Source organism: Mycobacterium pseudokansasii, assembly GCF_900566075.1.
Lineage (GTDB): Bacteria > Actinomycetota > Actinomycetes > Mycobacteriales > Mycobacteriaceae > Mycobacterium > Mycobacterium pseudokansasii.
Genome location: NZ_UPHU01000001.1, coordinates 1,939,561 through 1,954,491 on the forward strand (window position 1 = coordinate 1,939,561; position 14,931 = coordinate 1,954,491).

General features: G+C 67.0%; 7 protein-coding genes. 5 read left to right on the top strand and 2 right to left on the bottom strand.

Annotated elements, in window-relative coordinates; genetic code table 11:
• Positions 1-6 precede the first annotated feature (6 nt).
• Complete coding sequence (locus EET10_RS08960) at positions 7-1,263, bottom strand: saccharopine dehydrogenase family protein (RefSeq protein WP_036405984.1); 1,257 nt, start codon at positions 1,261-1,263, stop codon at positions 7-9.
• Positions 1,264-1,315: 52 nt separating this feature from the next.
• Positions 1,316-2,152: a phthiotriol/phenolphthiotriol dimycocerosates methyltransferase gene (locus tag EET10_RS08965; protein ID WP_036405982.1), complete on the bottom strand. Its 837-nt coding sequence runs from the start codon at positions 2,150-2,152 to the stop codon at positions 1,316-1,318.
• A 212-nt stretch (positions 2,153-2,364) separates the two neighbouring features.
• On the opposite strand from EET10_RS08965, the gene EET10_RS08970 reads away from it, so the two are divergent.
• From EET10_RS08970 to EET10_RS08990, 5 genes are all read left to right on the top strand, one after another.
• Complete coding sequence (locus EET10_RS08970; RefSeq protein WP_246013623.1) at positions 2,365-3,540, top strand: LLM class flavin-dependent oxidoreductase; 1,176 nt, start codon at positions 2,365-2,367, stop codon at positions 3,538-3,540.
• Positions 3,541-3,830: 290 nt separating this feature from the next.
• Positions 3,831-5,579, top strand: a complete 1,749-nt coding sequence (locus tag EET10_RS08975; protein WP_099188714.1) for an AMP-binding protein — start codon at positions 3,831-3,833, stop codon at positions 5,577-5,579.
• Between the two features lie 43 nt (positions 5,580-5,622).
• Positions 5,623-6,213 (top strand): chorismate--pyruvate lyase family protein, encoded by a 591-nt coding sequence (locus tag EET10_RS08980; protein WP_036405981.1) that lies wholly within the window; start codon positions 5,623-5,625, stop codon positions 6,211-6,213.
• A gap of 15 nt (positions 6,214-6,228) precedes the next feature.
• Positions 6,229-8,349 (top strand): p-hydroxybenzoic acid--AMP ligase FadD22, encoded by a 2,121-nt coding sequence (locus EET10_RS08985; protein WP_063467821.1) that lies wholly within the window; start codon positions 6,229-6,231, stop codon positions 8,347-8,349.
• Positions 8,350-8,365: 16 nt separating this feature from the next.
• Positions 8,366-14,710, top strand: coding sequence for a type I polyketide synthase (locus EET10_RS08990; RefSeq protein WP_099188716.1), 6,345 nt, complete (start codon positions 8,366-8,368; stop codon positions 14,708-14,710).
• Positions 14,711-14,931 lie beyond the last annotated feature (221 nt).

The following is a 14,931-nucleotide window of genomic DNA, read 5'->3' on the forward strand; positions in this document are numbered from 1 at the left end:
TCGGCGTCAGTTCAGCCGGGTCGTCCCCATCGAAATCCCGGCCCCCGGCAGGCGTGCCAGCAGTGCATCGCCCATTGCCGCCGCCGGGGTTAGGACACCCAGCAGTTCGGAAAGCCGGTCGCGATCGAGCGCCAGCGCCAGCCCACACTGCCCGAGCAGCACCGCGGTCGACTCGTAGGCGTCGACATCGTGCGCAAAAGTCGCCAGGTAGCGCGCACCGGTCGTGGTGGTGGTGTACGTCTCGAATCGATAGTGGCCGCGCTCCCGGGATTTGCGGCTTGGACCGGTGCCCGGTTTCGGCGTGATGCGCTCCACCAACCGGCGGGGCAGTCGACTGAAGTACCTGTTGCCCAAACCGATAGCGCCGGCGACAGCGCCGGTGACGACGGCGGATGCGACTGGCGCTGCGAACGACCGTCCCAGACTCATAGTCTCTGAGTAGCGGAACCGCCGGCCATATGCCCAGTCCTGTAATGCGTTGCTACGACGGACAATCCGGGTGTTGAATGGGCCCTGCACGAACCCGCCGGTCCAGAACCCGGCAAGTTCGGGCGCCAGGTCGCGTCCGCGGCGGCGGGGAAAATCCGGCTGCGGACCCAGTTCGGGTTCGGCGCCGCGATCGGTGGTCAGCGTGTACGGGTCGTTGACCAGCCGGTGTGCGTCCGGGTCACTGGATGCGGTGCGCATCGCCTCGGAATACGTTGCAACCGAGCCGCCGGAGACCCAGCGTTGAGCGAACGAGCGGAGCACCAGGTGGGTGTCGCAGAGTTCACCCGCGTCGTCTTCGATCGCCCGGCGGTACAGTAGATAGACGCTCAAATCCGAAGGCACCGAATCGAATCCGCAGGCGAGCACTATCCGGGCGCCGGTGTCGGCGGCTTGCTTGTGGTACAAGTCGATGCTGTTGCGGCAGAACATCAATTCGCCGGTCAGGTCGGCATAGTCGGTGCCGGCCTTGGCGCAGGCCGCCACCACTGGTAGGCCGTAGCGGGTGTAGGGGCCTACGGTGGTCAGCACCACCCGGGTCCGGGTGGCCATTGCCTCGAGCGTCGCCGGTTGTGACGCGTCGGCAACGATCAACGGCCAGTCCCGGGCGGTCGGGGCCAACCTTTCCCGCACGGCCCGCAGCCGTTCGCGGGAGCGGCCGGCCAGCGCAATCCGTGCGCTCGACCCGGCGCGCGCGAGGTGCTCGGCGGTCAAGGTGCCCGAGAAGCCGGTGGCGCCATACACGACGATGTCGAACTCGCGTTCGGCCGGACTCATCCGGGTGACACTACCCGAGCAGTGCTGCGCCCCGAGCCGGGCGGTTGGCCGCTCAGGCGTTAGCGGAATCCTTGGCGGAGTCCTTGACGAAGCAGTACATCCGGTAGGAAATGTCGCCGCTTTCCAGGTAGCGGGACAGCTGGGTGCCTTGCACGCCGATGTATTCCCGGCCCGCGAAACGAAGGAAGGCCGGGAGATGGCGTTCGACCAGCTCCCGTGACTTCTGCGAATTCTTTTCGATGCCCCGCAGGACCTCGGCGTTGATCTCCCGCTGTGACAGTTGCCGCAGCGCGGCGGCGGCCAGGTCGGCCTCCCAGTCGGGGATCTCGTTGCTGGGGCGAAGGTCGGCGTAGGCGAAGTACCCTCCCGGCCGCAGCACCCGCACCACCTCGGCGAGGAAACGCCGGAAGTGCGGATAGCAGTGCGAGGCTTCGACGTTGAGAACCACGTCGAAGGATTCGTCGTCGAAGGGCAGGTTTTCGGCGTCACCTCGCACGAAATCAAGACCAGGCAGGTGGTGTCGCTTCTGGCACAGTCTGATACCGGCCGGGTTCAAGTCGAGCGCCGTGTAAGAGGCCGGCTGCAAGGTGCGTGTCAGGTAGGAGGCTCCGCCGCCGTGGCCGCAACTGACCTCCAGCACCCGTTTGCCTTTCAGGTCCGCCTGGGTCGCGGTGCGGTGGTACAGATTGATGTGGGCTCGGTTGGGCTCGTCGGATTCGTCCAGGGGCAGGGCCATCGGCGGATCTTCCTCATAGGCCCAGTTGATGAACACGATTTCGTCGGCACCGAGCCCGCGCGTCATCAGCGGATACCAGAACCGCCAAACTCGCTTGTAGATCGGGGTGCTCCCGACGCGGGCAAGCAGGCTGTGGGTGGGACTGAAGGGCATGGGCAAGCAGTATGGCAGACGCCGAAGATGAGCGAGCCCGCTGCGGGATAAGCGGCGACCGCGTTAAGCCCTGAGCCGCTGCCGCGACCCGCTGCCTGGCCCGGCGCTGCCGGTCCGACGTCGCCGGCGGGTCCGCCGGCGGGTCCGCCGGCAGCGGCCTGCTGAGGTAGCGTCCCCGGCATGTCAGTGATCAACAAGGCGGAATGCGGGCAGTGAGCAGGGGCGGATTTCGTTTCGGCTTTGTCGATTCGCTGGTGCACTCGCGGTTTCGGCCCGGCTGGCTGGCACGGTCCAGTATGGTGGCGGCCACGCTGACCGGCGCCGATTCCTATTGGGTGGGCGACCATCTGAACGGGCTGGTGCCGCGCTCGATCGCGACGCCCGAGTATCTGGGAATCGCGGCGAAACTGGTGCCCAGCGTCGACGCGAACTACGAACCGTGGACGATGCTGGGAAACCTCGCCTACGGGAGGCCCAAGCGGTTGCGGCTCGGCATATGCGTGACCGACGCCGGTCGCCGTAACCCGGCGGTCACGGCCCAGGCCGCCGCGACCCTGCAACTGCTTACCCGGGGCAACGCCATCCTTGGCATCGGTGTCGGCGAACGTGAAGGCAACGAGCCCTACGGCGTGGAGTGGACCAGACCGGTGGCGCGCTTTGAGGAAGCGCTGGCCACAATACGCGCGTTGTGGAATTCGAACGGGAAGCTCGTCTCGCGCGAATCGGCGTACTTTCCGCTGCACAACGCCGCGTTCGAGCTGCCGCCATACCGGGGTAAATGGCCGGAAATCTGGGTCGCCGCGCACGGTCCGCGGATGCTGCGGGCAACCGGACGCTACGCCGATGCCTGGGTTCCGATTGTGCTGGTGCGTCCCGGCGACTACAGCAGGGCGCTCGAAGCCGTGCGCACCGCGGCGTCCGACGCCGGTCGTGACCCGATGTCGATCATCCCCTCGGCGGTGCGCGGTGTGATCACCGGCCGAGATCGCGACGACGTCGAGGAGGCGCTGCACTCTGTCATCGTGAAGATGACCGCGCTGGGGGTACCCGGTACAGCCTGGGCCCGCCACGGTGTCGAGCATCCGATGGGAGCCGACTTCGCCGGGGTCCAGGATGTGATTCCCCAAACCATGGACGAGCAGACGGTCTTGTCGTACACGGCGAAAGTCCCGCCGGCGCTCATGAAAGAGGTTGTCTTCAGCGGCACCCCCGAGGAAGTCGTCGAGCAAGTAGCGGAATGGCGCGATCACGGCCTCGAGTACCTGCTGGTGATCAACGGCAGTTTGGTCAATCCCAGCCTGCGCAAGGCGGTCGCGGCGAGCCTGCCGCACGCCAAGGTGCTGCGCGGACTCAGGAAGCTGGGCGGCAGCTTGCCGAAGGGCGGCTGACGACCGGGTTAATTCTGCGCCGCGGGCACAGTGGCCAAGACCTGTTATTGTCGTGGGGCCTCATCGACGTGGCATTGCGCTTCCGGGCAATCTACGAGCCGTACATGCGCCGATTCCGATTCGAAGGACACGGCAGCAAAACGTCCGTACTCTCTTCCGTCAAGAGCCGAAGGATGATCATGCAGACGAACTTGTCATTTCAGGCTGGGGGCGAGGTGGCAACGCAAACCGAACGGATCGCGGATCCGCAAGCGGTGCAACCGCCGAACGGGACCGCAACGCGATTCGCGATGAGCGAATCGTCGCTTACCGATCTGCTGCAGAAGGCTGCCAGCCACTACCCCAACCGTGCCGCGTACAAGTTCATCGACTATGAGGTAGATCCGAAGGGTTTTACCGAAACCCTCACCTGGTGGCAGGTCAATCGGCGCGCGACGATCGTGGCGGACGAGCTGAGGATCTTCGGTTCGAGCGGTGATCGGGTTGCGATTTTGGCCCCGCAGGGCCTCGAATACATCGTTGCCTTCCTGGGCGCGCTGCAGGCCGGTCTGATCGCCGTTCCGCTGCCGGTACCGCAATTCGGCATCCACGACGAACGAATTTCCGCGGCCCTGCGGGATTCCCTGCCGACGGTCATTCTGACGACGTCGTCGGCCGTCGACGAGGTCGCCAAGTATGTGCCGCATGCGCGCGCCCCGCAGGGCCGCCAACCGGTCGTCGTCGCGATCGACTCGCTGGACCTGGACTCGCCGCGGGAACTGACCCCCGCCGCGCCCGCGCGTCCGGGCACGGCCTACATCCAGTACACGTCGGGGTCGACCCGCTCGCCGGCCGGCGTTGTCCTGTCGCACAAGAACGTCATCAGCAATTGCGTACAGCTGATGTCCGATTACCTCGGGGACACGGAAAAGGTTCCGTCAACTGCGGTGTCGTGGCTGCCGTTCTATCACGACATGGGCTTGATGCTGGGCGTCATTCTCCCGATGATCAACCAGGACACCGCAGTGTTGCTGAGCCCAATGGCATTTCTGCAGCGGCCGGCCCGCTGGATGCAATTGCTGGGCAGACATCGTGGACAGATTTCCAGCGCACCGAATTTCGGTTTCGACTTGGCCGTGCGGCGAACGTCCGATGACGACATGGCCGGTCTCGATCTCGGGCACGTGCGGGCGATCGCCACCGGCGCCGAACGCGTGAACCCCGCCACAGTCCGGCGTTTCATCGACCGGTTCGCCAAGTTCAACCTCAGCCACACCGCGATCCGACCCTCGTACGGGCTCGCCGAGGCGACGGTGTACGTGGCGACCGCCGGACCGGGACGCCCGCCCAAGACTGTCTGTTTCGACTATCAGCACTTGGCGGCCGGCCGGGCGAAGCGCTGCGACAGCGACGGCGATGAGGGCGCCAAGCTGGTCAGTTACGGTGCGCCGCGGGCGTCTACCGTGCGGATCGTCGATCCCGACACCAGGACGGAGACTCGCGAGGGAACCGTCGGTGAGATTTGGGTGCAGGGCGACAACGTCGCCATGGGCTATTGGCGAAACCCCGAACTCACCGAGCGGACCTTCGGGGCACAGCTCGTCGATCCCTCGGCCGGCACGCCGGTCGGTCCGTGGCTGCGGACCGGAGACCTCGGCGTCATGTTCGAGGGCGACCTGTTCATCACCGGCCGTATCAAGGACCTGTTGGTGGTGGATGGGTCCAACCACTATCCCGACGACATCGAGGCGACGATCCAGGAGATCACCGGCGGCCGGGTGGTGGCGATAGCGGTACCCGACGACCGTACCGAGCAGCTGGTCACCATCATCGAGGTCACGACGTGGGGTCACCCCGACGACGCGGCATCGGATAGGCTGCGCACGGTCAAACGCGACGTCACGTCCGCGATATCGCGGTTACACCGGGTACGTGTCGCGGATGTCGTTATGGTGGCTCCGGGCTCGATTCCCGTCACCACCAGCGGTAAGGTCCGACGTTCAACCTGCGTCGAGCGTTACCTGAACCAGGAATTCACCCGCGTGGACGGTGCCGCATGACGGCACACGTAGGGGGGTTTGCGCGTTACCCGAGACACGGAATATGACCGACTGCACGCTATCTGATGAAGAGATCCGACACCTCGATCGCGATCTTCGGATACTCATCGCAACCAATGGCACCCTGACCCGGATTCTCAACGTGGTGGCCAACGAAGAGATTGTCGTGCAGATTGTCAATCAACATATTCGGCGGCCCGCACCCAAAATGGTCGAGTTCGGCCAATCGGCGGAGAGCCGGGTTCTGCAACGTAATATCCTGCTCAAGGGCCGGAATACGGGGAACGTGTTCGTGGCCGCGGAGTCGTTGGTCGCCATTGATCTGCTGCCCGCCGAAATCGTGGCGCGATTGACCAGGACGGATCATCCGATTGGCGAGGTTATGGCAGCCAGTTACATCGAGACATTCAAGGAGGCGGCCAAAGTCTGGGTCGGAGCGTCGCCCCGCTGGCTCGCTCTCGACGGATACCAGCATTCGCGCCGGAGAACCGTCGCGCGCCGCTACCGCATTTTGTCCGGCGGGCAGCCGATCATTCTCATCACCGAGTATTTCCTCCGCACCGTATTTCACGATGTCCCGCATGAAGAAGCCGATTGCCGCCAGTTTTCGAATGTCATCACTGCGGCGCGCTAGGGCGGTCACCTACTAATGCGGAATGGCAACCTGGCAGGGTTTCTGGCTGAGCGGGCATCGGAAGCGGGATGGTACGACCGGCCCGCCTACTATGCGCCGGAGATCGTCACACATGGCCAAATCCATGACGGCGCCGCGCGGCTTGCGCAAGTGCTGCGACACCGCGGCCTCAGCACCGGGGATCGCGTCCTGTTGTGCCTTCCGGATTCACCGGAGCTGGTGCAGTTATTGCTGGCGTGCCTGGCTCGTGGCGTCATGGCGTTCCTGGCGAATCCGGAATTGCATCGCGACGACCACGCGTTTCTGGAGCGCGACACCGAGCCGGCACTCGTCGTCACCTCCGGGCCGCTGTGCGGCCGGTTTCGCCCGCCGGGCGTGGTCGATGCCGCCGAGCTGTTGTCGGCGGCGGCGCGGGCCGAGCCCGCTGAATACGAGCAGCTCGGAGGCGATGCTGACGCATACGCGACCTACACGTCGGGTACCACCGGGCCGCCGAAAGCGGCCATCCATCGGCACGCCGACCCGTTGACATTTGTTGACGCCATGTGTCACCAGGCGCTGCGGCTCACGGCCCACGACACGGGGCTGAGTACCGCACGCATGTATTTCGCCTATGGCCTGGGTAATTCGGTCTGGTTCCCCCTTGCGACCGGCGGTTCCGCGGTCATCAATCCATTGCCGGTGGGTGCGGAAATGGCAGCCACGCTGTGCGAGAGATTCGAGCCGTCCGTGCTGTACGGCGTGCCGAATTTCTTTGCCAGAGTCGTTGACACCTGTTCTTCCGAGTCTTTTCGGACGCTCCGGTGCATCGTGTCAGCGGGCGAGGCCCTCGACATGGGGCTGGCCGAGCGGCTCATCGAATTCTTCGGCGGTATCCCCATTCTTGACGGAATTGGATCGACGGAGGTGGGGCAGACCTTTGTCTCGAATACCGTCGACGAATGGCGTCCGGGAACTCTGGGAAAGGTTCTGCCGCCCTACGAGATTCGTGTTCTGGGACCGGATGGCGGACCCGCAGAACCCGGGGCGGACGGAAATCTATGGGTCCGCGGACCATCGATCGCGACCGACTACTGGAATTGTCCCGATCCGATCCTGCAGGATGACGGGTGGCTCGACACCCGCGACACAGTCCGCGTCGACGCCGAGGGTTGGGTTTCGTACCGTTGCCGCGCGGACGACACGGAAATCGTCGGAGCCGTCAACGTCAATCCGCGGGAAGTCGAACGACTCGTGGTCGAGCACGACGCGGTGGCTGAGGTCGCGGTTGTGGGAGTAAAGGAGTCCACCGGCGCGTCGGCGCTGCAGGCATTCCTGGTGCCGGCAGGCCACGCGGTCATCGATGAATCGGTGATGCGAGACATCCACCGGGGGTTGCTGACCAGACTGTCCGCATTCAAGGTGCCGCACAGACTCGCCGTCGTGGAGCGGCTTCCCCGGACCGCCAACGGAAAGTTGTTGCGGAGTGCGCTTCGTGCCGAGAGCCCGGCGAAACCGATCTGGGAACTCTCGTCGGTCCAGCCCGGGCCTGACGCGGATCCGCGGCTCGACAGCCGGTTGGCTGCCGGGCGGACCGTCGCCGGGCATGCCGGCGAAGTGACACTGAAGGAACGCCTGGCCGCGTTGCAGCAGGAGCGTCACCGGTTGGTGGTGGAGGCGGTGTCCGCCGAGGCCGCCAAGATGCTGGGTGAGTCGGATCCGCAGTCGCTCAATCGGGATCTTGCGTTCTGCGAGCTGGGTTTTGACTCCCAGATGACGGTCGTACTTTGTCATCGGCTGGCCGCGGCTACCGGCCTGCGGCTGCCGGAAACGGTCGGGTGGGACTACGGCTCGATATCGGGACTGGCCCAATACCTGGAGGCTGAACTGTCCGGCGGGGACCGGCAGGCAGGCCGGGTGGCCATGACCCTGCCGGCGAATATCGACGCGAAGGGGCGAGTCGACGAGGAATTGAAAAGAATCGATGAGCTGGTGCTGACGATCGGGGACGGCGAAAAGCAGCGCGTGGCCGACCGTTTGCGTGCCATCCTCGGCACCATCACCGACGCCGGGGATCGCTTGGGCAAACGGATCCAGGACGCCTCGACTCCCGACGAAATTTTCCAGCTGATCGATTCGGAGTTGGGCGAATCATGAAGAGGAGCAAGTGGCGATGACGACGAGCATGGAAGGCGCCGACCAGCAGAGCGAAAAGCTCTTCCGCTATCTGAAAAAGGTTGCTGTCGAGCTCGATGAGGCACGCGCACGGCTGCGGGATTACGAACAGCGGGCCACCGAACCCGTAGCGGTGGTGGGGATCGGGTGTCGCTTTCCGGGCGGGGTCGATTCTGCGGAGAAGTTGTGGGAGGTGGTCGCCGAGGGTCGGGATCTGGTGTCGGAGTTTCCGACGGATCGGGGCTGGGATGTGGAGGGGTTGTTCGATCCCGATCCCGATGCCGAGGGCAAGACCTATACGCGCTGGGGCGCGTTCTTAGACGATGCCGCGGGTTTTGACGCCGGGTTTTTCGGGATCGCCCCCGGCGAGGTGTTGGCGATGGATCCCCAGCAGCGATTGATGCTGGAGGTTTCGTGGGAGGCGTTGGAACACGCGGGAATTGACCCGCTGTCGTTGCGGGGGTCGGCGACCGGGGTGTTCACCGGAATCTTCGCGCCGAGTTACGGCAGCAAGGAAACCGGGGGGCTGCAAGGGTACGGGTTGACCGGCACGGCGGTCAGCGTGGCCTCGGGTCGGGTTTCCTATGTGTTGGGGCTGGAAGGCCCGGCGGTGTCGGTGGACACCGCATGCTCCTCGTCGTTGGTGGCCATCCACTGGGCGATGGCGTCGTTGCGCTCGGGGGAGTGCGACCTGGCATTGGCCGGCGGGGTGACGGTGATGGGGTTGCCGTCGATCTTCGTCGGGTTCAGTCGGCAGCGGGGGCTGGCGGCCGACGGTCGCTGCAAGGCGTTCGCTGCGGCGGCCGACGGGACGGGCTGGGGTGAGGGCGCCGGCGTGGTGGTCCTCGAGCGGCTCTCGGATGCGCTGCGGTTGGGGCACTCGGTGCTGGCGGTGGTGCGCGGTAGCGCCATCAATCAGGACGGCGCGTCCAATGGCTTGACCGCGCCCAACGGGCTGGCCCAGCAGCGGGTCATTCGAGCGGCGTTGGGCAGCGCCGGGTTGACCGCGGCAGACGTGGACGTGGTGGAGGCGCACGGAACGGCCACCACGTTGGGCGACCCCATCGAAGCGCATGCGTTGTTGGCCACGTACGGGCAGGGCCGTCCTGCGGAGCGGCCGTTGTGGGTGGGTTCGATCAAGTCGAACATGGGTCATACCCAGGCCGCGGCGGGGGTGGCCGGGGTCATCAAGATGGTGCAGGCGATGCGGCACGGCCTGATGCCGGCGACGCTGCACGTGGACGCGCCTTCGCCGCGGGTGGATTGGGAAAGCGGCGCGGTGTCGGTGTTGACGGAGGCCCGGGAGTGGCCGGCTGATGGGCGTCCGCGCCGGGCCGGAGTGTCGTCGTTCGGAATCAGCGGCACCAATGCCCACGTAATCCTGGAGCAGGCTCCCGCGCCGGCCCCGGTAGCGGCGGACCAAACCACCGGGGGCGGACAGCGGTTGTCGGTGGTGCCGTGGGTGGTGTCGGCGAGATCGGCTGAGGCGTTGACGGCGCAGGCGAGCCGGTTGGCGGCCCATGTGCAGGCCGACCCGGGATTGGATCCGCTCGACGTGGGATGCACGCTTGCCGGAAGGTCGGTGTTCGAGCATCGAGCCGTGGTGGTCGGCGCCGACCGGCAGGCGTTGATCGCGGGGTTGACCAGCGTGGCCGACGGTGACCCGGGCGCCGGCGTCGCGGTGGGTCAAGCGGGTCCGGTGGGGAAGACGGTAGTGGTGTTTCCCGGGCAGGGCTCCCAGCGCCTCGGGATGGGCCGCGAGTTGTACGAGCGGCTGCCGGTATTCGCCGAAGCATTCGACGAAGTGGCCGATGAGTTGGATCAGCATCTGAGATTGCCGCTGCGCGAAGTTGTTTGGGGTGGCGATGCGGCGTTGCTGGACACCACCGAGTTTGCTCAGCCGGCGCTGTTCGCGGTCGAGGTGGCGTTGTTCGCGGTGTTGCGGCGCTGGGGTGTGCAGCCCGATTTCGTGATGGGCCACTCGGTGGGGGAGCTGTCGGCGGCGCACGTGGCCGGGGTGTTGACGCTGGCGGACGCGGCAATGTTGGTTGTGGCGCGGGGGCGGTTGATGCAGGCGCTGCCGGCGGGCGGGGCGATGGTGGCGGTGGCCGCTTCCGAAGACGAGGTGATGCCGTTGCTGGGCGAGGGGGTGGGCATCGCCGCGATCAATGCGCCCGGATCGGTGACCATCTCCGGTGCCGAGGCTGCCGTGAGCGCGATTGCGGATCGCTTTGCCGAGCAGGGTCGGCGGGTGCACCGGTTGGCGGTGTCGCATGCTTTTCATTCGCCGCTGATGGAGCCGATGCTCGACGAGTTCGCGCGGATTGCGGCCCGGTTCGAGCCGCGGACGCCGCAAATCGGCCTGGTGTCCAACGTTACGGGCGAATTGGCCAGTGCCGCAGGTGATTTCGGATCAGCTCCGTATTGGGTCGACCATGTCCGGCGGCCGGTGCGTTTTGCCGACAGCGCCCGCCATGCCCAGCAGCTCGGCGCGACGCACTTCATCGAGGTCGGTCCCGGCAGCGGGTTGACGAGCGCGATCGAGCAGTCAGTGTCCCCGGCTGAGGCGGTCGTGGTGTCGGTACTCGGCAAAGACCGGCCCGAATTGGCCGCTGCCCTGGGTGCGGCCGGCCAGTTGTTCACCACCGGTGTGTCGGTCGATTGGCCGGCGGTGTTCGCCGGCTCGGGTGGGCGCCGAGTCGAGTTGCCCACGTATGCCTTTCAGCGGCGCCGTTTTTGGGAGACGCCGGGCGCCGACGGGCCCGCCGACGCGGTTGGTTTGGGTCTGGGTCCGACCGAGCATGCGTTGCTGGGTGCGGTGGTCGAGCGGCCCGACGCCGACGGAGTGGTTTTGACGGGCCGGTTGTCGCTGGCCGACCAACCCTGGCTGGCCGACCACGTTGTCGGCGGGGTGGTGCTCTTCCCCGGAGCGGGCTTCGTGGAGTTGGTCATTCGCGCCGCGGACGAGGCCGGCTGCGCGGTCATCGACGAGCTGATCCTGGCCGCGCCGCTGGTGCTGCACCCGGGAGTCGGGGTGAAGGTACAGGTGGTGGTCGGGGCCGCCGATGAGGCGGGAACCCGTTCCGTGTCCGTGTATTCCCGTGGTGATCACTGCGACGGCGAGTGGCTGCTGCATGCCATGGGCACGCTCGGGGAGAGCCCCGCGCAGGCCTCGGCGGACTTGTCGGTGTGGCCGCCGGAGGGTGCCGAGATTGTCGATATTTCCGATGGCTACGAACGGTTGGCCGCCCGCGGTTATGCCTACGGCAAGGCATTCCAGGGGCTGGTGGCGGTCTGGCGGCGCGAGTCGGAGCTGTTCGCCGAGGTGGTTGCGCCCGCGCAGCACGGGGTGGCGGTCGACGGGATGGGGATGCACCCGGCCGTGCTGGACGCGGTGCTGCATGCCCTGGGACTGGCTATCGAGACCACCGAGACGATGCTGCCGTTCTGCTGGCGCGGTGTGTCGCTGCACGCGGGCGGCGCCGGGCGGGTACGGGCCCGTCTCGCCTCGGCAGGAGCCGATGCGATCTCGGTCGAGATCGCCGATGCCGAGGGGCTACCGGTGCTGACTGTCGGCGCCCTGGTGACCCGGGCGACGACGGCCGAGCAGTTACGGGCCGCGGTGAACGCGGCCGGCCGCGGGCCCGACCAGGGACCGCTGGAAGTGGTCTGGTCACCAATGCCATTGAACCGCAACAGTATTGAAGACTCTGACCAACCCGCGGTGCTGTCGGTACTGTCTTGGGAGGACTATTGTGCCGCTGAAGCGGGTATGCCGGCGAGCGCCAACGGCAATGGCGCCGGGGCCGGCGATGCCGCCGTGGTGGTGTGGGAGTGCGGTTCTGCCGGCGCGGATGCGGTGGGCTCGACATACGCGGCCACCCACGCCGCCTTGCAGGTGTTGCAGTCCTGGCTGGGTACCGACCGGGCCGGCACCTTGGTGGTGCTGACCCGCGGTGCGGTGGGATTGCCCGGTGAGGATGTCAGCGATCTGGCTGCCGCAGCGATATGGGGTCTGGTTCGCTCGGCACAGGCCGAACAACCCGGCCGGATCGTGTTGGTCGACACCGACGCACCGGTGGATGCTGTGGCGCTGGCCGCCGTCGGCGAACCCCAACTGGTGGTGCGCGGCGGCGTGGTGCACAACGCCCGGCTGGCCCCGGCGCCGCCGCTGCTGGCACTGCCCGCCGAAGAGTCGTGGCGGTTGGCCGCCGGTGGCGGCGGGACGCTGGAGGATTTGGTGATCCAGCCCTGCCCGGAGGCCCGGGCACCGCTACAGGCGGGGCAGGTGCGGGTGGCCGTAGCGGCCGTCGGGGTCAATTTCCGCGACGTGGTGGCCGCATTGGGGATGTATCCGGGCCAGGCGCCACCGCTGGGCGCCGAAGGCGCCGGAGTGGTCATCGAGACCGGCCCCGACGTGACCGGGGTGGCCGTCGGCGACGCGGTGATGGGCTTCCTGGGTGGAGCCGGCCCGCTGGCGGTGGTCGATCAGCAACTGATTACCCAGGCGCCTCGGGACTGGTCGCTCGCGGAGGCCGCGGCCGTGCCGGTGGTGTTCTTGACGGCCTTGTTCGGGTTGTCGGACCTGGCCGAGGTCAAGGGAGGCGAATCGGTGCTCATCCACGCCGGCACCGGCGGCGTGGGCATGGCGGCCGTGCAGCTCGCTCGCCACTGGGGAGTGGAAGTCTTCGTCACCGCCAGCCGCGGCAAGTGGGACACGTTGCGCGCCATGGGATTCGACGACGACCATATCGGCGATTCCCGCACCTGTGAGTTCGAGGAAAAGTTCTTGGCGGTCACCGAAGGCCGCGGGGTCGACGTGGTGCTCGACTCGCTGGCCGGCGAGTTCGTGGACGCTTCGCTGCGTTTGCTGGTCCGCGGCGGGCGGTTCCTCGAGATGGGCAAGACCGATATCCGCGATCCGCAGAAGATCGCCGCCAACTATCCGGGCGTGCGGTATCGGGCGTTTGACCTGTCGGAGGCCGGTCCGGTGCGCATGCAGGCGATGCTTCGCGAGGTGAAGGAGCTGTTCGACACCCAGGTGTTGCATCGGCTTCCGGTGACCACCTGGGATGTGCGCTGCGCGCCGGCGGCGTTCCGGTTCATGAGCCAGGCCCGCCATATCGGCAAAGTGGTGTTGACCATGCCCTCGGCGTTGGCCGACGGGCTCGCCGACGGCACCGTGCTGATCACCGGTGCCACCGGGATGGTCGGTGCGGTACTGGCCCGCCACCTGGTCAGCGCCTACGGGGTGCGTCATGTGGTGCTGGCCAGTCGGCGGGGCGATCGCGCCGCGGGGGCTGCCGAGCTGGCCGCCGAGTTGGCGGACGCGGGTGCCCGGGTGCAGGTGGTGGCCTGCGACGTGGCCGATCGGGACGCGGTCGCAGGGTTGTTCACGCAGCTTGCGGCGGACTGGCCGCCGGTGCGCGGGGTGATTCACGCCGCAGGGGTGGTCGACGACGCGGTGATCAGCTCGCTGACGCCGGACCGGATCGACACGGTGTTGCGGGCCAAGGTGGACGCGGCCTGGAACCTGCACGAGGCCACCCGGGGTCTGGATTTGTCGATGTTTGTGCTGTGCTCCTCGATCGCGGCAACAGTGGGCTCTCCGGGGCAGGGCAACTACTCGGCGGCGAACGCGTTCCTGGACGGATTGGCCGCTCACCGGCAGGCCGTGGGCCTGGCGGGAACATCGCTGGCGTGGGGGTTGTGGGAGCAAACCAGCGCCATCACCGCTCATTTGAGTGAGCGTGATCTGGCCCGGATGAGCCGTAGCGGGCTGGTCGCCATGAGCCCGGAGCAGGCGCTGGAGTTGTTTGACGCCGCGCTGACGATCGATCACCCCGTCATGGTCGCGACCCGCCTGGACCGGGCCGCACTCAACGCCCGGGCCCAAGCCGGTGGATTGCCGGCATTGTTCAGCGGGCTCGCCCGCCGCCCCCGGCGACGCCAAATCGACGACACCGCAGATGCCACCCAATCGAAGTCGGCGCTCGCCCAACGCCTCCAGGGGCTGGCCCCCGACGAGCAACACGGCCTGCTGGTAGGGATAGTGCGGGCGCAGGCCGCGGCGGTGCTGGGTCGTCCCGCTCCCGAGGACATCGATCCCGATGCCGGGTTCCAGGACCTGGGCTTCGACTCGCTGACCGCTGTCGAGCTACGCAACCGTCTCAAGAACGCCACCGGGCTGACCTTGCCGCCCACCGTGATCTTGGACCACCCCACCCCGACCGCTGTCGCCGACTACATCGCCCAGCAAATCCGTCCTGAGTCCAATGGTGAGCAGTCACCGCATGCCGAACGCGACGAAGAGGACGAAGAGAAGGTGTCGGTCCATGCGTAGCACGGTCCGGCCAGCACCGGCAGGGCCGCGGCATCGACCTGTCGGCACCCGGGTGCCGATGGCCCGTCGTGCCGTTCGGATGCCGGGTTGGCGACGGCCGCCCGGGCGGTACCCCGCCGGGCTACTGTGGACGCACCGAACCTGTCGTCGGCTGGGTTGATCAGCCGACGCACGACGGATCGCGCGGGCCGGAGAGGGCCGGGGAAGGACCGGGACAGGGC